We start from the raw sequence: 17,786 nt of genomic DNA, 5'->3' as shown, positions 1-17,786 counted from the left end.
AAACGGAAGTCGTTCGATTGGGAACATCCGATGGATGGCTCTGGAATAACGCCGCCCACCAGTAATTCTATCTGACAACTATCGCAGGCGGCCGGCAACGGTCGCCTGTCGGTTTTGGCCGCTACTCGCCGTCGCTGCACCCGGCAAGCGGTGTCCGCCGAAATCAGCATCTGTAGATTAGCATCTGAAAAAACAGCATTATCTGGAACATAAGGCCCTCGTCCCGGTTAGCTAGCCATCTAAACCGGAGACCCGACATGAAGTCCTCAATGTTTGCGAAAGCACTTCCTCTCGCACTGATAATGGCCGCCCCGCTTGCCGCCCCGTCGTTTGCGCAGGAGATGGCAAAACCCACCACAGATATGCAGGCGGTGCTCGACAAGCTTGGTGCGCTAGACGCCAAGCCGTTCTCGAGCTTGAGCGTTCCGGAAGCCCGCACACAGGCAAGCCCTGCCGATGCTGCGAAGGCTGTCCAGTGGGAAAAGCGCCTGTCGTCCAATCCCGAAGCGCAGGTGACCACCAAGGACATCACCATTCCGACGGCTGAAGGCGGTATCGCCGCGCGCGTCTACATGCCGGCCGGCAAGGGTCCGTTCCCCGTCGTCGTCTACTATCACGGCGGTGGCTGGGTGGTTGCCGACATCAACGTCTATGACGGCGCACCGCGTGCCCTTTCGCTCGGCGCCAAAGCCATCGTCGTCTCCGTCGAGTACCGTCATGCGCCGGAGCACAAGTTCCCGGCTGCTCATAACGATGCCTGGACGGCCTATAAGTGGGTTGTCGAGAACATTCACGACATGAACGGCAACTCCGACAAGATCGCGGTTGCGGGCGAAAGCGCCGGCGGCAACCTCGCGGCCAACGTCGCTCTGATGGCCAAGGAGATGAAGGCGAAGCAGCCGGTTCACCAGCTTCTCGTCTACCCGGTCGCCGGCAACGACATGGAAACGGCGTCCTACAAGGAAAACGCCAATGCCAAGCCGCTCGGCAAGGCCGATATGGAATGGTTCGTCAAGAACACGGTCACGTCCATGGATGAGACCAAGGACCCGCGCATCAACCTCAACGGTCGCTCGGACCTTGCAGGCGTTGCTCCGGCAACCGTGATCCTCGCGCAGATCGATCCGCTGCGGTCCGACGGTGAAACCTATGCGTCCAAGCTCAAGGACGCCGGCGTTGCGGTAAATACCAAGACCTATAACGGCGTGACACACGAGTTCTTCGGCATGGGCAAGGTCGTTCCGGAAGCCAAGCAGGCACTGGATCTCGCCGTCGCCGATCTCATCGCAGCCTTCGACAAAGCCAAGTAAGGAGAGCCCCTATGAACAAGATGATTTCAGCCTCGCTCGTATCGCTCTCGCTTTTGATGTCCTCGGCAAGCTTTGCGGCACAGCCCGCCAGCGCCGACAAAGCCGCTGCCGCGTTCAACGTCGACAAGGCTTCCTTCGTCAAAGCCGTCACCAGCTCCAACGCCTTCGAGATCGAGTCGAGCAAGCTCGCCGAACAAAAGGCCAAGGATGCCGACGTGAAGAAGTTCGCGTCAGAGATGATCAAGGATCATACGATGGCGGGCGAAGAACTCAAAAAGGCGGCCAAGCTCGGAGACGAGGCACCGGTTATGTCGCCAAAGCACGCGGCCATGCTTGAAATGCTGAAGGGTGCATCTGACCAGGACTTCGAGCCGCTCTATATCGACATGCAGGCAACAGCGCATATGGAAGCGGTCAGCTTGTTTGCGACCTATGCCAAGGGCGGTGACGATGCGGCGGTCAAGGAGTTCGCGGCCAAGACTCTGCCGAAGCTTGAAATGCATAAGATGCACGTGACGAAGCTCGTCGCGGCTCACTGAGGCGGGCAGCATCTGGAGCCTGCGTCTCAGCAGGCCGGGTGAATGTCGAGACGTTTAAAACAATGGCCGCTCCGGAAACGGGGCGGCCATTGTTGTTCCAGGGGTTGGGGAGAGGACGGTTCAAGCTGGAACGGGTGACGATCCTGCGGCCGTTTTCGGCAATGTGATGGTTTGGCGCAGTCCCTTATCGTCTTGATTGCGAAGCGCAATTTTTCCGCCATAGAGCTGTGCGAGTTCATTGGCGATCGTCAGGCCGAACCCATCTCCAGCGACCGTCTCATCCATCCGCACACCCGGCAGAAATGCCTTCTCGATCGTATCGTCGGAGATGCCGGGGCCATCGTCTTCGAGCGTGATGACGATCGAGCGTCCGTCCGTGCGGGCATCGATCGCGACAAGGCTGCCAGCCCATTTGAACGCGTTGTCGAGGAGATTGCCGACGATCTCGTCGAAATCCTCGGCCGCACAGGCAACCGAAATTTGCGGCTCGATCGTGCATTGCACCGAGATGCCCCGGTCAGCGTGGATGCGCGACATGACAAGCACGAGATCGTCTATGCGGGGGTTCACCTGCGTTGCTGAAACGGTGCCGCTGGAGGCAGTCTTGCGGGCACGGGCGAGATGATGGCGGATGCGCTGGTCGATCCTGTCGACCAGATCGCGCATCTCGTTGGTGGGGTCGTTGGCGCCGTTCAAGGCTAATTGCAGGCTTGCGACGGGTGTCTTCAGGCCGTGCGCGAGGTTTGCGAAATGCAGGCGCGTTTCGGCGAGCCTCTCGGCATTCTTGTCCACGAGGCGGTTGATCTCGCGGGATGCGGGCTGCAACTCCTCGACGTCCTGATCCGGCAACCGCGGCAGCGCGCCTGCGGAAATGGATGCGATGTCTGACGTCAGTTGTCTCAGCGGTCGAAGCCCGTAGCGGACCTGCAGCAGGATGCCGCCGACGAGAACGCCACCCAAAAGAAGCATCGCAGGAACCAGCCACAACAATGCCCGCCCGGCGGGTGCGCTCAGGGAAGATTGCGGCGCCGATGCAATGATCTCGACCGTCCGATCTCCGACCATCGTTTCCAGCGTTCGCAGATACAGTGTCTCTTCGCGGAAGGCGACACGATCGGCCGGAAGTGGCTTGGGCTTCGCCGCGTGGCGCCAGTCGAAAGGGCGAGGCGGGCTTTCCAGGGTTTCCTCGGCCAGCGAGCGGGAGGTTATGCGGGTCCGATCGTCGGACACCTGCCAGTACCATCCGGAGCGCGGACGATCGAATGGCGGGCCGTCGAGGTCTGCAGAGAGGACGACGTCGCCGGCACTGTCGGTGGTCAGTGCATTTCGCAATCCCTCGATCTGGGTGTCGAGCCGCTGATCGATCTGCTCCCTCACCACGCCCGCCACGATCAGGTAGAGAATGACGGATGCGACGATCACTGTCGCCGTTACGAAGATGATGGAAAAGCCGGCGAGCCGCCGGGCGATCGACGCCTGGCCGGATAGGTTGAGCCCGGTCATGGCGCTGCCGTCAGCATGTAGCCGCGGCCGCGAACCGTTTCGATCAGTTCCGCGCCGATCTTTCGGCGCAGGCGCGCGACGATCACCTCGATCGAATTGGAATCGACCTCGGCATCGCCTTCGTAGACGCGCTCGATCAGCTCGCGCCGATCGACGATGACGTCCTTGCGCAGGATCAGGCAGGAGAGCACGCGCCATTCCAGCGCGGTCAGTTTCAGCGACAGGCCATTGAACTGGAAGGTGCCGAGCTGGGCGTCGAACTCCAGGGGACCGCAGAGGATTTTGGAGGATGCATGGCCCGTGGCGCGGCGGACGAGGGCGCGCATGCGCAGCACCAGTTCCTCGATCTTGAACGGCTTGGTGAGGAAATCGTCGGCGCCCGCCTTGAAGCTCTCGACCTTGTCCGGCCATCCGTCGCGGGCGGTGAGGATCAGGACGGGGAGGGTGCGGCCCGCGGCCCGCCACGATTTCAGAACCGACACGCCATCGATCTTCGGCAGGCCCAGATCGAGAATGGCAACGTCGTAGAGTTCGGTCAGTCCTGCGTGCTCGGCATCCTCGCCGTTCTTTGCAATGTCCACGACAAAACTTTCGGCCCGCAGGCTGGCTGCGATGCGTTTGGAAAGATCGGTGTCGTCTTCGACCAGAAGTACGCGCATGTGCAACCCGTTTGCCGTGGTGGAGAGACGCTGTCCTATGGCGGCAAGGCTTAACTCAAACTGAACCACAAGGTTCAGGCTGTTATCGGTCGTCGACTGATAAATCTCTCCTGGCATACAGAAACAGGAGAAGACCATGTCAATTTCGGACAACAACACGACCGTCGATCAGAAGGATGGTCCGGCCGACAAGCCGCATGCACCCAAGCCCCCGCACAAGACCGGCAACCGGCGTATGGCAACCTTCGGCGTCACTGCCTTGGCGATCCTTGCCATCGGGGCCGCAGCCGGAGCCGGCGCAATGAAGCTGACCGGGCCGAGCGTCGAGCTTGCGCCCATGAACCCGGTCGCCATCTCCGCCGTCAAGGAGGACAGCCTGGTGACGGTTAAGGGGACGGTAGCCGAGGTATTCGGCAACAAGTTCGTCGTTCAGGACGACAGCGGACGGGCACTGGTTGAAACCGGGCCATCGGGTGACGACGGCAAGCTTGTCGATCTCAACGAAGCCGTCAGCGTCCAGGGTCGCTTCGACAACGGCTTCCTGCATGCGACCTACATCGTTCGTCAGGACGGTAGCATGGAAGCGCTCGGCCCGGCCGGCGGCCCTCCGCGTCACGGACCAGCTGGCGGCCTTCCGCATGACGGACCTGCCGGTGGCCCTCCGCCTCATGGCCCGGCCGGTGGGTCTCCGCATGATGGCCCGCGCGGTGATATGCCGACACCCCCTGCGCCATAGGGGTAAAGCCCTGGTTGCAAAACCTGGTGGCGGAGCCCTGACGGCACGGTTGTAACGGGAAAGCGTGCCCGATCTTCTTTCGGGCACGCTGGAACCCCGCGTCCGCCACCGGCGTTGGACGCCACAATTTTCAAGCATGTAGCATGATGAAGCGAGGCTGGCATGCGATCCACCCTACAGACAGGCCTGACTGATCGATCCCTGGTGGCACTTGCCGTCCTCAACTTCTTTCTCGCCGACGCCCGCGACGGGCTTGGACCGTTTCTCGACGGGTTTCTCGCTACCCACGGGTGGTCGCCGATGACGCTCGGCTTCATCGCCACGCTTGGCGGTGTACTCGGAATGATCGCCACGCCGCTGTTTGGGGCGTGGGTGGATGCCTCCAAGCGTAAACGCACGCTCATCATCATCCCGGTGATCCTGGTGACGGCGGCAGCCTTGTGGACGCTTGCCAGCCCCGGAAACGCATCGGTGTTCGGCGGTCAGTCGGCAACCGCCATCGTTGGCGCCGTCGTCGGTCCGGCGCTGATGGGGCTGACGCTTGGCCTCGTCGGCGAAAAGGCGTTTTCCCGTCAGGTGTCGCGAAACGAATTCTGGAACCATCTCGGCAACGTCGTCTCGCTCGCCGGCATCTATTTAGCGACGGTCTACTTCGGCGTCAGCGGTGTCATCGGATTGATGATCGTCACGGCGGTCGCCGCCATTCTGGCAGCGCTTGCGATCGACCCGGAGCGGATCAATCACAACGCGGCGCGCGGTCTGGCGCATGACGATGGAGCGCCGGGTCCCTCCGGCTATTCCGTCCTAGTGGGCAGCAAGGGGCTGATCCTGCTTGCCGTGACGCTGATGATCTTCCACTTCGGCAACGCGCCGATCAGCCGCCTCATTGCCCAGGACTTCTCGATCCATCTCGGGACGCCGTTTCAGACGACGGCGGTGACGACCGGCGTGTCGCAGCTGTCGATGATCGTCATGGCTTTAGCGGCGCCTTTCCTGATCCGGCGGTTCGGGCTGGCGACGGTCTTCCTCATCGCGCTGCTTGCACTGCCGATCCGCGGTGCGATCGCAGGCTCCTTCAGCAATTTCGCTGTGATCTATCCGGTGCAGATCCTCGATGGAGTTGGCGCAGGCCTGATCGGTATCGCAACCCCGATTGCTGCGGAACGGATCCTTGCGGGAACCGGTCGTTTCAATGTCGGATTGGCTGCGGTCATGACCGTTCAGGGCATCGGCGCATCGCTGAGCAACGTGGTGGCCGGCTGGCTGACGGATGTCGGCGGCTATGCGCTTGCCTACTGGGTGCATGGCGGCGTTGCAGCGCTTGCCGTTGCCGCCTTTCTCGCCGGGCGCAAGAGCATTGCCCCTTCCCAAAAAGGTGCGAACAAGGCAGGAGACGATCGCGAGATCCCTGTCGCACCATAATCGTTTCGGTTGGACCATCCATGAACGCATTGACCATGACCTGGAGCATCGCCGGCCTGACAGCGCTCGGCGTCATTACCCGGCCGTTTGCCTGGCCGGAAGCGATATGGGCGGTGCTTGGCGCATCGCTGCTCCTGGCTTTTGGCCTGATCGCGCCTTGGGATGCGTGGGCCGGGGTCGCCAAGGGGCTCGACGTCTACTTGTTCCTGATCGGCATGATGCTGCTGTCGGAACTTGCCAGACGGGAAGGGCTGTTCGACTGGCTGGCATCGATTGCGACCGCCTATGCAAAAGGCTCGCCGAAGCGATTGTTCGTCCTGATCTATGGAGTCGGCATCGTCGTCACCGCGTTCCTTTCGAACGATGCGACCGCGGTCGTGCTGACGCCTGCCGTCTATGCGGCATGCCGCACGGCAAAGGTGAAGGATCCGATGCCGTACCTCCTCATCTGCGCCTTCATCGCCAATGCCGCAAGCTTCGTGCTGCCCATCTCCAACCCGGCCAATCTGGTGATCTTCGGCGGCGGAACGATGCCGCCTCTGTCGCGCTGGCTCGCCACGTTCGGTCTTCCCTCGATCGTCTCGATCGTCGTGACGTTTATCGCGCTTTACTGGACGCAGCGCTCGACCATCGCGGCCGACAGCGTGTCCCCCGTGGTTGAAAGCGTGCCGCTGTCGCATAGCGCAAGGCTGACGGGGATTGCCTTGTGCGCGACGGCGGTCCTGCTGCTCGGCGCATCGGCGCTGCATTTCGATCTCGGGTTGCCCACCTTTGTGGCCGGCTGCATCGCGACGGCGGCTGTTCTCGCGATCACCCGGCAGAGCCCTGTCGAAACGCTGAAGGGCGTGTCCTGGAGCGTGCTGCCGCTCGTCGCCGGCCTGTTCGTCGTGGTCGAAGCCCTGAACCGGACGGGCCTGATCGATGCCTTGGCGCATCAGCTGACCCAGAATGCCTCGCTCTATCCCGCCCAGACGGCGGCGATCGCCGGCACGGTCGTGGCGCTCGGCTCCAACCTCGTCAACAATCTGCCGGCCGGCCTTGTTGCCGGAAGCGCCGTGGAACTGGCGCATGTGTCCGACAAGATCGCCGGCGCGGTGCTGATCGGCGTCGATCTCGGCCCCAACCTCTCGGTCACCGGGTCGCTCGCGACCATTCTGTGGCTGACGGCGCTGAAGCGCGAAGGGTTGCACATCGGCGCCCTGAGCTTTCTCAAGCTGGGCGCCGTCGTCATGCTTCCGGCGCTCGCCCTGTCGCTTGCAGTCCTTCTTATCCAATGAGGCGCTGGCGCGCTTTGCGGGCTAGTCCATCAATAGACCATCGCATCGAGGTCGGAGATCAGCGTTGGGCCGGTCGGGTGCCAGTCGAGCTTTGCTTGTGTCTTTGCGCTCGACGCCCTCATGTCCAGACCGACGAACCGTGCCATCGCGCCAAAATGCTCCGAAGCCTCGTCGGCTGAGATGGAAACAACAGGGACATTCAAGCCGCGACCCAGCGCTTCCGCGATAAGGCGCATCTCCACGCCTTCTTCGCCGACCGCGTGATAGCGCGCACCGGGTTCCGCTTTCTCGATGGCAAGGCGGTAGAGGCGCGCAACATCGCCAAGGTGACCGGCCGACCAGCGGTTCGTTCCGTCCCCCACGTGAGCTGAAACACCTTTTGCTCTTGCAATGTCGAGGAGTGGCGAGATGAGGCCCTGCTTGAACGTATTGTGGACCTGCGGCAGACGGAGCACGGAAACATTGATCCCGGCGGCCAGAAGCCGGTTCCCAGCCTGTTCGGAGGCAATGCGCGGATTGGGATGATCCGTATCGAAGACGTCTTCGACAGCGAGCTCGCCTTTGCCGCGCGCACCCATCGCGATGCTCGAGGTGATCAGCAGCGGACGGTTGGAGCTGGAAAGGGCTGCCCCCAGCGCTTCGATGACCCGCCGGTCCTTTTCGCAGTTCTCGGCGAAGCGTTCGAAGTTGTGGTCGAACGCCGTATGGATGACGGCATCCGCATTCCGGGCGCCGCGTTCTATGCTTTCGACGTCTTCGAGCGTCGCCAGATGCGGTTCGACCCCTGATGCGATCAGTTTCTGTGCGCCTGCCTGCGAGCGGGTCATGCCGATGACTTCGTGGCCCGCGTCGAGAAGTTCAGGAACCAGCGCGGAGCCGATGAAGCCCGTGGCTCCGGTGAGAAACACACGCATTGTCATTCTCCAGTTGCTTTCACACCGGGACTATCTGCGCTCTTGTTATTCCGTTAAAGTAGTGATCGTATCAGGGTATAATTGCTAACAGGGTATCGATGCCGGACATCACCCCGAATTCATTGGCAGCGTTTCTGAAAGATCGCCGCACGAGGCTCGACCCTGCTGCCTTCGGGTTTTCGGGACGACGACGGACGCCTGGGCTGCGCAGGGAGGAGGTTGCTCAACGCGCCAATATCAGCCCGACTTGGTACACGTGGCTGGAGCAGGGCCGCGGCGGCGCGCCCTCGGCGGACGTTCTGAACCGGATCGCTTCTGGGTTGATGCTGACGGAGCCGGAACGCGAACACCTTTTCATGCTCGGTCTCGGACGGCCGCCGGAGGTTCGCTACAAGTCCACGGAGGGAATCACGCCCAGGCTCCAGCGTTTGCTGGATACGCTCGATGCGAGCCCCGCTTTCGTCAAGACCGCGACATGGGACGTGGTGGCGTGGAATGCGGCGGCGGCCGTGGTTCTGACCGACTACGGGAAACTGCCCGAAGGCCAGCGAAACCTCCTGCGACAGATTTTCTCGAGCCCGTCGCTCCGCGCCAAGCAACATGACTGGGAAGGGCTCGCCCGGTTTGTCGTCGGCGCCTTTCGCGCCGATGCCGCACGGGCCGGTGCGATGTCGGAGGTTTCGGATCTCGTCGACGAGCTCTCGAAGTCCAGTCCGGAATTTGCGGCATTCTGGGGTGAAAACGACGTGAGGCTTCAAAGCGATGGCCTGAAGCGGATCGAACATCCGGATCTCGGCACGGTCGAGCTGGAATATTCCGCATTCTCCGTCGACGGTCGTCCGGATCTCGGGATGATGGTCTACAACCCGGTCGATCCGGCGATGGCCGCGAGAATCCGGCAGCGCGTTGCCGACCGCGCGGCATCAGCTAAACCCTGACCGCTCTATCTTACCAGGGAATACTGCTTCCATCATAGGCGACGAAAGAGCCGGAATTCTCCGGGGCGAGGCTGTTGAGCGTTGAGAGGATCGACGCTGCCGCCTGTTCCGGGCTGACCGTGTTGTGACCGCGTGAATAGGGGTCTGATAGACCCGTGCGAACCGTCCCCGGATGAATGGCGGTGATGACCGCTGCCGGATGGGTGCGGCCATATTCGATCGAAACGGTGCGGACAATCTGGTTGAGCGCCGCCTTGGCGGATCTGTAGGACACCCAGCCGCCGAGCCTGTTGTCGCCGATCGATCCGACACGGGCTGACAGGAATGCGGCGATCGAGCGGGTTTCGCGATCAAACAGTGGGAGAAAGTGTTTCGCGACAAGGGCGGGGCCGACGGCGTTGGTGCGGAACTGGGCCATCATCGTTTCGGGATCGAGCTGCCGCAGAGACTTTTCCGGGCCGCGGCCATCGGTCGTCAGGATGCCGGTGGCGCAAATGAGGAGGTGGATCGGCTTTGCCGAGATCGAGCCTGCGGCGTCCGCCACGCTCGTCTCGTCGGCGAAGTCCAGACCGTCGCGGCTGCGGGAAAAGGCGATCAGTTCGCCGAGATGCGGCTCGTTCTGCAGACACTCGCAGATCGCGGAACCGATACCGCCGCTTGCCCCGATCACTGCCGCCCGGAACCCGTTCGGCAGCGATGCGAGAAGACTGGTTTCAGTGCCTGCCATGTCTGACATATCCGAGATACGCGCGTGTAGGTCGCTTCTTCATCGCACTATGCCCGAACTCCACGGTATTGGGTAGGCGTCGTCAGTCGGAGTTGATGGTCGGCAGATGGGTTTCGACTTCTCGCAGGCGCGCGGCTTCGAGCGGTTCGATCTGCGTCTTCCAGAACTCGTCTGCCTCGGCCGGTTCGTCATCCCACTTGCGGACGTCGGCGATATTGTCGTCGAGCTTTGCACGGCGCGTGCCGCCGAGTTCGAGATATTTCATCGCGAGTTTCTTGGTCGAGGTTTCCTGATCGGTCATGAACCGGTTCCTTCCCGTTGCGTCAATCGTCTGCCAAGTCGCCTCGACCTCGGCTGAGCGCTGTCGCAAGCGTTCATGAGATCGGACCTTGAGTTAGATTAACGGCGCCCCGGTCATCCTGTTCCTGCCGCTGCACGTTTCCGGTGCAAGATATCGGCGGGTCTGGAACAGAAGCCAAGCTCGCCAGTTGACCCGCGTCATCAAAAGGAGAAATCGCATGGCTCACATCGAAGACGAACACGAGAAGGTCTGGGACCTTGCGGAGAAGATCGGGTTTTGCATGCTCACGACCCAGTCGGGTACGGATCTGCGGGCTCGGCCGATGGCGGCCTATGCCGAGCGTCTTGAGAATGCGTTCTACTTTCTGACGGATGTGGCAAGCCACAAGGACGAGGAAATCGCGCGCTACCCGAACGTTTGCCTGGCGTTTGCCGATTCCAAGGGCCAGAAATACGTGTCCATTTCGGCGACGGCAGAAGTGCAGAACGATCGCGAGAAGATCCGCGACCTCTGGGCGACACCGGCAAAGGCGTGGTGGGACAGCCCCGAGGATCCTTCGATCCGCGTCCTGAAGATCACGCCGTCAGCAGCGGAATACTGGGATAGCCCTGGCACAGTCATCAGCTACATCAAGATGGCGGCAGCCGCCGTTTCCAGTTCGAAGCCCGACATGGGCGACAATGCCAAGGTTCAGATGTAACCTTCAAGGCGGACGGGCAACCGTCCGCCATTCTTCTGCGGCCCGCATAGACGGGCCGGCGTCTCAGTTGAAATCGCCGATCGTTCCGGTTTGAAAGATAACCACCGGTTCGCCTTCCTCCCCGACAGCTGGCGATGCCTCGCGCTTCCAGACGACGGCTCCGGCATGTCGATCGCCGAGTTTGCGGGCCTCATCGATCGCAGCCGTCTCGTCTTGTGCTTCCCTGACAGCGAACACCGGAACGGTCTGCCCTCTCTCATCGAGATCGAAGGCGAGGACGAAGATAGATTTGAACGCTCCGGGCATTAGTTTTCATTCCTTGATATGGCTTTGGACGCCGGCACGCTCTCTTTGATCGCGACCGGAAACAACGGCGTCTCGATCTTCCGCAAATATCGCGGAGGTTTCATGCTGCCAGGGTCCATCGAGGTATTTCCACAGATCAACACCTGTAATCTCGATTGTGTATGGCTGAAACTCCGCACGAAGCTCCTGATACAGCCGGTCGGCCCGGTCCTTCGATACCTTGTTCTGGATCGTGATATGCGGCTGCCATTTCTGCATATCCTGCGGACCGAGCCATGGTAGGAAGGCCTCCTTCAACTGGGCTCGCACATCCTGAAGCGCGGCACTGTCGATCGTGAAGGCGACGCCCGCACCGAGATGGCGGACGCCGCTGACCTCGGCTTTGATCGATGACCCAGCCTCGGCGACCCGTTTGAGGTGCTCGACGATCCGCTCCGTATATTCGCCGGGTAGCCGATGAAACATCGTCAGATGCGCATCGAGGAAATTCCGGTCCGGCGGGAAATGGGTTTTCCGCAACAGATCGAAAGGCGCTCTGTCGCCTTCCGCAATACGGGCTGTCAGGATCAGCGGCTGAAGCGTCTTCACTGGGATTGAACCTTCCGGGCCAGGTTTCGAACGGGTCTTTGAAGCCGAGATCTGGGATCCGGGCCCGCGATATCAATCCTTCAGTTTCGCGAACCAGTCCGCATAGGGCGTGTTCTTGGCCATATGCCGGTTGAGATCGGGCTCGCCGTCATCCCACCAGACAGGGCCGCGTTCGCCAAGCTGAACCTTGGCATCGTCGACCCGCCGGCGCGCTTCGGCCATCGCGTCGGGTTTGCCTTTCGCATCGCGGACGGCCCGGCGTGCCGACATCAGGTCCGAGACCAGGCGTTGACGCGTCTCCGCGTCCAGCGCCGGGTTGCTTCGACGCCAGAGCCTGCCGCGGACGACGAAGTATTTGCCGTCGGGTGTATCCGGATACGTCTCGCTCATCGTCCAACCCCGGTTTTCGCCATACCGATTACAGGAGCGTTCCCTGCGGAGGGTCAACGACGGGCGGCTGTGGTTGTTCACCGCGGCGCGTCAATTCGGCGCGGGCGGTGAAGCGGATATCGATATCCCGGTCTTCCGCGAGGTCCCGAAGCGCATCTTCGCTGATCCGGTCCCAGGGCTTGCCGCGATCCGCGCCTGACGGCACGCGCGGCAGCAGACCCGGCTCGCTGCTCCAGGCCAGGAGGTCTTCGAGCGATGCCTCGTTGAGGAGGTCGCGGAGGTGGTGCGCCGTGACATAGGCGTCAGGCATGGCACGATGCGCCGGCAGGCCGATCTCGTGGACCAGACCTTCTGGCATACGCAGGTAGCGCAGCATCTGGTTGGAGAACCGCGGCAGTTCGGGCCAGACCCGCAGGCTGCATTTCCAGGTGCAGATCCAGGGCAGGCCACCCGTCAGCCGCGGTGTACAGTATCGCTGTTCGAAGGCTGCGCGATGGGCGGCAAGCGCTTCGATCCGGTGCGGGGGACGCAGGACAGTCGGTGCGATATCTTTCCAGAACGGCGCGTCGGCGACATGGCTGTCAAGGATGTGATGGATCGCGATCGTGTCGGGCGACATCGGACGGCCGGGATTGACCAGAAGCGCACCGCGGTCCTCGTTAATCTGCCATCTTCCGTCTGCCCCTAGGGTGACATCCTGCCAGCCGATCTCGCAGACGTCGTTCGGTCCGTTGCCGCCGGTCTCGAGGTCGATGACGCGGATGGTGGGATTGCTCATGTCGAAGTCCTTGTCGACGCTTATTGGCCGCGCTCTTTGTGTGCTTGTCGATTATAAATCGAGACCGAGCTGCGGTTGTTCCACGTCATCCGGCCCGGCGCCGACCAGCGACGAGAGGGACACACCCAGCAGCCTTACCGAACGCCGGAACGGATAGACGGTTGCCAGGAGCCCGGATGCCGCCGCCAGCACTTCCGCGACGCTTGCATAGGGGAGGGACGCCGTGCGGCTGCGTGTCGCCTGGGTGAAGTCGGAATATTTGATCTTCACGGTGACCGTCTTGCCCGAAATGCGATGCGCTTCGCAGTGGCGCCAGACCTTTTCGGCAAGTGGCCTCAGTTCGGCGGTCGCAAGGTCGAGGGCGTCGATATCCTCAACAAATGTATCCTCGGCGCCGACGGATTTGCGGATCCGGTCGGGACGCACCTGGCGCTCGTCGATGCCGCGGGCGATGCCGTAGAAATAGGGTCCGGATTTGCCGAAGCTCTCGGCGAGAAACTGCAGCGACTTCGACTTGAGGTCAGCGCCGGTCTCGATGCCGTATTTCTTCATCCGCTCGGCAGTCGCCGGCCCAACGCCGTGGAATTTCTTGACCGGAAGCGATTCCACGAAGCCCGGGCCGTTCTTTGGCGTGATCACGGCCTGGCCGTTCGGCTTGTTGAGGTCGCTTGCCATCTTGGCGAGGAACTTGTTGTAGGAAATGCCGGCCGATGCGTTGAGGCCCGTCACCTGCTTGATCTTGGCACGGATCTCCAGCGCGATCTCGGTTGCGATCTCCATGCCTTTCAGGTTCTCGGTAACGTCGAGATAGGCCTCGTCGAGAGACAGCGGTTCGATCAGCGGCGTGTATTCCGCAAAGATCTCCCGGATTTGCCGGGACACCGACTTGTAGACCTCGAAGCGCGGCGGCACGAAGATCAGATCCGGGCATTTGCGCTTGGCAGTGACGGAGGGCATGGCGGAGTGAACGCCGAAGGCGCGCGCCTCGTAGCTTGCGGCCGCCACAACGCCGCGCGCCGCGGATCCGCCGACAGCCAAAGGCTTGCCGCGCAGGTCAGGATTGTCGCGCTGCTCGACGGAGGCATAGAACGCATCCATGTCGACATGGATGATCTTGCGGGTGGATATGGAGGCCGTGACATTCATGCGGGCGTGCGGTTTGCTGGATCGTATGGAAACAAAAAGAGAACATAGCAGTCTTCCGACAAATATCCAAGCTCTCTGCCCAGCTTCCTGTGCATGAGGGAAACAAGCGGGCTTTGAAGGCGTTTGCTTCTGGTGATCATCAACAGGAGACAGTTTCATGGCTGACGACAGCACGACAACCATTCGAGCGACTTTCGACACCCGTGCGGCCGCAGACCTTGCGGTCGAACATCTGGTGCAGCAGCACGGTATCTCGCGTCCGGATATCTTCATCCAGTCCGTCGGTGCCGACAACACGGTCGGATCCGCGCCGTCGGGTGGCGATGCGTCGCATGATGGCGGAGAGCGCACCGATGGCCCGCTGGAGGGCGAGATCGAGGTTTCTGCCGATATCACTGAGAGCAAGATGGCGGCGGTGCAGAAGAGTTTTGGCGAAGCAGGCGCGATACGGGTCACCGGCCGCTGATTTCAGCGAACCAAGGGGCCGGCTCTCAGCCGGCTCCGTAGGGCGGTGAGCTCAGAGGTTTGCTGCAATCGAATCGGCGACGAGCAGCGCATGTTCCGCAACCTGCGGAAATCCCATCAACTCGCCAAAATGTCCGCGTGCCAGCGGGCCGGCGATGAAGAGCCTTGGTTCGGGCTTGCCATCCGCGTCTATCGCGTTGGACTGCTCGTTGCAGGAAAGACCAAGCCCCGTCGGATCGAGGTGCAGAAAGCCTTGATCGCGGAGTTGCCGCAGCCATTGCTGGCTCTGCAGCACGTTGCCGTGGGCGGGGCCGGTCGTGACCGCGACGGCATCGAACTGGTGGACTTCGACACCATTCTTCCCGCGCCGCTTGATGGTGACATCGATGATGTCTCCGTCGGTGCTGACGTCGACGATGCCTGCGGCGAGGATGTCGAGCCTGCCGGCTGCCGCCTCCGCGTCGAGCACGTCTTCCACCTGCGGCGCAATCCGGAAGCGGTGGACGTCCCAATAGGGACGCAGGTGTCGCACGATCCGGCGGCGTGCCTCGAGCGGCAGATGCTTCCAGATGCCGCCGCCTTGCGAGCGCAACTGGTCGAGAACCGCATGCCAGGTCTGACCCTCTGCCTGCGCTTCCCTGATCGCGGCCCGCACGCGGTACAGGATCTCGGATGCGCTTGTGGCGGGACGGTCGAGAAAGTCGCCGAACGGCTCTTGCGCAAAGGTGGCGTGTCCGCGCGAGCGCAGGCCACGGCGCGAAAGGGCAGTAATGCTGCCGCTATGCCCGCAACGCTTCAACGAGGCGATGACATCCGCGGAGGTCAGCCCGTTGCCGACGACGAGGACCCGATCGTCGGCCCGGATCGGCGCCAATGCGTTCGGCGCTGTCGGGTCCGCGACATAGCGCGGATGCTCGGCCAGTCGTCTCAAGGAGCGTGGGGCAACCGGAGCAGGGTGGGTGGCAGCGATCACCAGGATATCGGCAACCAGCGTCTGCCCGGTGGTATCGGTGACATGCCATTGGTCGTGCCGCTTTTCGACGCCGGTCACCGCGGCGCAGATATGGCGGACGGCTCCGGATGCCAAAAGAGGTTGAAGGTTGGACAGGACATAGTTTCCGAAGATGCCCCGGCGCGGAAACACGTTGCCATCAGCGCGAAATGCCGCCTCATCCTCCGCAACGGAGCCGGTCGTTTCCATCCATCTCGAAAAATGCTCGGGATCGCCAGGAAGTATGCTCATTCGCGTTGCCGGGACGTTGATCCGGTGCACCGGGTCCCGCGTATCGTAGGCCAGGCCCCTGCCGATTTCGGCACGCGGCTCGAAAATGGTGATGTCGACGGCGTCCGCCTTGTGGCCGGTCGCCAGATGGTAAGCGACCGCTGCCCCGGTCACGCCGCCGCCGATAATGGCGATTGAAGATCGTGTTGGTTCAGGCCGTTCAGACGTCGTCGATGCTGTCACTGTCAGTCACTTCGGTTAGACGCGGCCGCTCTTTTAAACTCGCACGGTACGTCGTTGAATCAAAAATCGATAGGCGCTGCGCTTGAAAAAAGGGCTTTTTCCCAGGCATCGGAAACGGAGCACGTTTATCCCTTGGCGCGGCTAAATTTAGTCCAGTGTTCTCGCAGGCAATATTGTTCACGACTCCCTCTGACGCGACATTACACATCAAAGATCGGGAAGGAATGGAGAGCGTGATGATTGGTGGCGGCTTTTCGATATTTGGGATCGATCTGTTCGGATCGACAAGGCAGTTGGCCGGTGACCGAAAAGAAGAAGCCGCGGCATTGCCACGGCTCGAGACGCAGAAGGTCGAGGAGACTGATGCCGATCGACTGACGGTTACCGACCAGCAGGACATTTTTCTCTGGAGTACGTCTCTCGCCTACTGAGACATGACGCGGAAGCCGGTCTCAGCCGGGCCTTCGTCATGTCTCAACCGTCCGGATGACGGGAATCGCAAGCAGTTTTTATCAGATAGAAGTTCGGGCGCCCGCAGTGGAGCGCCCGAAACCATTAATCGAGAAGTTCGGCAGGCACCTTGCCGCCGTTTTCGGACAGCTTCTTCAGCAGCGCCTTGTGCAGCCACATGTTCATCGTGGCGGAATCGCTCTGGTCGCCGGTGTAGCCGAGTTCTTCGGCCAGTTCCTTGCGCTCCGAAAGGCTCGCGTCCATGCCGAGCGCCTTCATCAGGTCGACGATCGAATGCTTCCAGTCGAGCTTCTGGCCGCTCTTCTTGACGGCTGCGTCGAGGACCGGTGCGATATCGACGGTCTGCATCGTGGCAGAGGTCGAGCCTGGAGTTGCGACTGGCGGTGCGCCTGCAGTCTTCGGCGCAGCCTGGGCTGTTCCGCCGACCGGCGGGGCTGTGGTCGCAGCAGGTTCTGGCGTTGCCATGGACGTCGGTGTCGGCTCGGCGCCTGTTGGCGAAGCCGGTGCAGCCGCGGCAGGATGGCCGAAGATGGCGTCCTTGATCTTGCTGAATATGCTCATGGATAGTTCCTCCGTTGGTTTATGCCATACATGGTACGAGATCACGTCGATGACGGATCACTTTAGTTCTGCGGGACAACGACGCGATCGCCGCGTGAGCCGCGGTCTGAACGGTCCGGTCCGCCACGACCGCTGGAACGGTCACGGCCATCGCGACCACCCCGATCATTGCGGCCGTCGCGGTCGTTGCGGATGTAGCCGGGGCGCTCCGGGCGGTCGCCACGGTTCCAGTCCCGATGCGGCCGATCGTTGTCACGGTCGGGCCGGCGGCCGTCGTGACGGCCGTGGTGGCGATCGCGGTCGCGGTGATGACGGTAACGGTAGTTCGGACCGTCGTAACGGTTGAACCGGTCGTAGCGATCGGACGAACGGTACTCGGTGTAGGTGCCGCCTTCGCTGACGCAGCCCGCCAGCATCAGGCAGGCAAGACCGACAGCGGTCACCGCCTTCAATGCTCTGAATTTCATGTGATTGCCCCTGTTACCATTTTATCGAGTGCTAAACAGGAGAAGGGGCCAAGAAGTTCCTCATATACCTCTTCGGGCGTGCGTGGCGCTGCAACAGTTTTTGATGTCGTAATCTGAGGTGAC

At 61.8% G+C, this 17,786-nt stretch carries 22 protein-coding genes; 9 read left to right on the top strand and 13 right to left on the bottom strand.

Annotated elements, in window-relative coordinates; all coding sequences use genetic code 11:
- The first annotated feature begins 257 nt into the window (after window positions 1-257).
- Both ACQY1K_RS12760 and ACQY1K_RS12755 read left to right on the top strand, forming a co-directional pair.
- On the top strand, window positions 258-1,310 hold the full coding sequence (locus ACQY1K_RS12760; RefSeq protein WP_430257537.1) for an alpha/beta hydrolase fold domain-containing protein: 1,053 nt from the start codon (window positions 258-260) through the stop codon (window positions 1,308-1,310).
- 11 nt (window positions 1,311-1,321) lie between these two features.
- Window positions 1,322-1,849, top strand: a complete 528-nt coding sequence (locus ACQY1K_RS12755; RefSeq protein ID WP_062455045.1) for a DUF4142 domain-containing protein — start codon at window positions 1,322-1,324, stop codon at window positions 1,847-1,849.
- 120 nt (window positions 1,850-1,969) lie between these two features.
- Here ACQY1K_RS12755 and ACQY1K_RS12750 read toward each other — a convergent pair whose 3' ends face one another.
- Together ACQY1K_RS12750 and ACQY1K_RS12745 are read right to left on the bottom strand one after the other, a co-directional pair.
- The gene (locus ACQY1K_RS12750) at window positions 1,970-3,352 is read right to left on the bottom strand and encodes a sensor histidine kinase (RefSeq protein WP_192086104.1); all 1,383 of its coding nucleotides are present in this window, start codon (window positions 3,350-3,352) and stop codon (window positions 1,970-1,972) included.
- Window positions 3,349-4,011, bottom strand: coding sequence for a response regulator transcription factor (locus ACQY1K_RS12745; RefSeq protein WP_062455050.1), 663 nt, complete (start codon window positions 4,009-4,011; stop codon window positions 3,349-3,351). Before ACQY1K_RS12745 ends, ACQY1K_RS12750 begins: the two co-directional genes overlap by 4 nt.
- 136 nt (window positions 4,012-4,147) lie before the next feature.
- Between ACQY1K_RS12745 and ACQY1K_RS12740 the strand changes: the two genes are divergently transcribed.
- The 3 genes from ACQY1K_RS12740 (at window position 4,148) to ACQY1K_RS12730 (ending at window position 7,446) form a co-directional block, all read left to right on the top strand.
- Window positions 4,148-4,747, top strand: coding sequence for a hypothetical protein (locus tag ACQY1K_RS12740; protein ID WP_430257536.1), 600 nt, complete (start codon window positions 4,148-4,150; stop codon window positions 4,745-4,747).
- A gap of 162 nt (window positions 4,748-4,909) precedes the next feature.
- On the top strand, window positions 4,910-6,169 hold the full coding sequence (locus tag ACQY1K_RS12735) for an MFS transporter (protein ID WP_113109833.1): 1,260 nt from the start codon (window positions 4,910-4,912) through the stop codon (window positions 6,167-6,169).
- Between the two features lie 20 nt (window positions 6,170-6,189).
- Window positions 6,190-7,446: an arsenic transporter gene (locus ACQY1K_RS12730; protein ID WP_113165520.1), complete on the top strand. Its 1,257-nt coding sequence runs from the start codon at window positions 6,190-6,192 to the stop codon at window positions 7,444-7,446.
- 29 nt (window positions 7,447-7,475) lie between these two features.
- Here ACQY1K_RS12730 and ACQY1K_RS12725 read toward each other — a convergent pair whose 3' ends face one another.
- Window positions 7,476-8,360: an SDR family oxidoreductase gene (locus ACQY1K_RS12725; protein WP_430257535.1), complete on the bottom strand. Its 885-nt coding sequence runs from the start codon at window positions 8,358-8,360 to the stop codon at window positions 7,476-7,478.
- 98 nt (window positions 8,361-8,458) lie between these two features.
- On the opposite strand from ACQY1K_RS12725, the gene ACQY1K_RS12720 reads away from it, so the two are divergent.
- The gene (locus ACQY1K_RS12720) at window positions 8,459-9,298 is read left to right on the top strand and encodes a helix-turn-helix transcriptional regulator (RefSeq protein ID WP_430257534.1); all 840 of its coding nucleotides are present in this window, start codon (window positions 8,459-8,461) and stop codon (window positions 9,296-9,298) included.
- Between the two features lie 10 nt (window positions 9,299-9,308).
- Here ACQY1K_RS12720 and ACQY1K_RS12715 read toward each other — a convergent pair whose 3' ends face one another.
- Both ACQY1K_RS12715 and ACQY1K_RS12710 read right to left on the bottom strand, forming a co-directional pair.
- Window positions 9,309-10,025: an SDR family oxidoreductase gene (locus ACQY1K_RS12715; RefSeq protein WP_209901673.1), complete on the bottom strand. Its 717-nt coding sequence runs from the start codon at window positions 10,023-10,025 to the stop codon at window positions 9,309-9,311.
- Between the two features lie 82 nt (window positions 10,026-10,107).
- The gene (locus ACQY1K_RS12710) at window positions 10,108-10,326 is read right to left on the bottom strand and encodes a hypothetical protein (RefSeq protein ID WP_062455061.1); all 219 of its coding nucleotides are present in this window, start codon (window positions 10,324-10,326) and stop codon (window positions 10,108-10,110) included.
- Window positions 10,327-10,543: 217 nt separating this feature from the next.
- Between ACQY1K_RS12710 and ACQY1K_RS12705 the strand changes: the two genes are divergently transcribed.
- Window positions 10,544-11,026, top strand: a complete 483-nt coding sequence (locus tag ACQY1K_RS12705; protein ID WP_062455064.1) for a pyridoxamine 5'-phosphate oxidase family protein — start codon at window positions 10,544-10,546, stop codon at window positions 11,024-11,026.
- A 63-nt stretch (window positions 11,027-11,089) separates the two neighbouring features.
- Here ACQY1K_RS12705 and ACQY1K_RS12700 read toward each other — a convergent pair whose 3' ends face one another.
- The 5 genes from ACQY1K_RS12700 to dinB form a co-directional block, all read right to left on the bottom strand.
- On the bottom strand, window positions 11,090-11,332 hold the full coding sequence (locus ACQY1K_RS12700) for a hypothetical protein (RefSeq protein ID WP_430257533.1): 243 nt from the start codon (window positions 11,330-11,332) through the stop codon (window positions 11,090-11,092).
- Between the two features lie 6 nt (window positions 11,333-11,338).
- Window positions 11,339-11,920 (bottom strand): 2'-5' RNA ligase family protein, encoded by a 582-nt coding sequence (locus ACQY1K_RS12695; RefSeq protein ID WP_430257532.1) that lies wholly within the window; start codon window positions 11,918-11,920, stop codon window positions 11,339-11,341.
- Between the two features lie 72 nt (window positions 11,921-11,992).
- Window positions 11,993-12,310 (bottom strand): hypothetical protein, encoded by a 318-nt coding sequence (locus tag ACQY1K_RS12690; protein ID WP_192086112.1) that lies wholly within the window; start codon window positions 12,308-12,310, stop codon window positions 11,993-11,995.
- A 28-nt stretch (window positions 12,311-12,338) separates the two neighbouring features.
- Window positions 12,339-13,088, bottom strand: coding sequence for a DNA polymerase III subunit epsilon (locus ACQY1K_RS12685; protein WP_430257531.1), 750 nt, complete (start codon window positions 13,086-13,088; stop codon window positions 12,339-12,341).
- A 51-nt stretch (window positions 13,089-13,139) separates the two neighbouring features.
- A complete protein-coding gene (gene dinB / locus ACQY1K_RS12680) occupies window positions 13,140-14,234 on the bottom strand; it encodes a DNA polymerase IV (protein ID WP_174196282.1) in 1,095 nt (364 codons plus the stop codon).
- A 157-nt stretch (window positions 14,235-14,391) separates the two neighbouring features.
- Between dinB and ACQY1K_RS12675 the strand changes: the two genes are divergently transcribed.
- On the top strand, window positions 14,392-14,700 hold the full coding sequence (locus ACQY1K_RS12675) for a hypothetical protein (protein WP_062455075.1): 309 nt from the start codon (window positions 14,392-14,394) through the stop codon (window positions 14,698-14,700).
- A 51-nt stretch (window positions 14,701-14,751) separates the two neighbouring features.
- Here the strand turns inward: ACQY1K_RS12675 and ACQY1K_RS12670 are convergent, their stop codons facing one another.
- Window positions 14,752-16,164, bottom strand: a complete 1,413-nt coding sequence (locus ACQY1K_RS12670) for an FAD/NAD(P)-binding protein (protein WP_430257530.1) — start codon at window positions 16,162-16,164, stop codon at window positions 14,752-14,754.
- 173 nt (window positions 16,165-16,337) lie between these two features.
- Here ACQY1K_RS12670 and ACQY1K_RS12665 point away from each other — a divergent pair, with 173 nt between their 5' ends.
- Window positions 16,338-16,595 carry a hypothetical protein gene (locus ACQY1K_RS12665; protein WP_430257529.1) on the top strand — a complete coding sequence of 86 codons (258 nt, stop codon included), beginning with the start codon at window positions 16,338-16,340 and terminating at the stop codon, window positions 16,593-16,595.
- Between the two features lie 124 nt (window positions 16,596-16,719).
- Here the strand turns inward: ACQY1K_RS12665 and ACQY1K_RS12660 are convergent, their stop codons facing one another.
- Entirely contained in the window at window positions 16,720-17,196 is a 477-nt protein-coding gene (locus tag ACQY1K_RS12660; protein WP_113109845.1) for a DUF3597 domain-containing protein, read from the bottom strand.
- A gap of 62 nt (window positions 17,197-17,258) precedes the next feature.
- Window positions 17,259-17,663 carry a hypothetical protein gene (locus ACQY1K_RS12655; RefSeq protein WP_174196285.1) on the bottom strand — a complete coding sequence of 135 codons (405 nt, stop codon included), beginning with the start codon at window positions 17,661-17,663 and terminating at the stop codon, window positions 17,259-17,261.
- Window positions 17,664-17,786: the final 123 nt, after the last annotated feature.

This window comes from Neorhizobium sp. IRS_2294 (assembly GCF_050500145.1).
In the GTDB taxonomy this organism is placed as follows: domain Bacteria; phylum Pseudomonadota; class Alphaproteobacteria; order Rhizobiales; family Rhizobiaceae; genus Neorhizobium; species Neorhizobium soli.
Note: the sequence above shows the minus strand (reverse complement) of the source record. Positions and strands in the feature narration are given on the sequence as shown.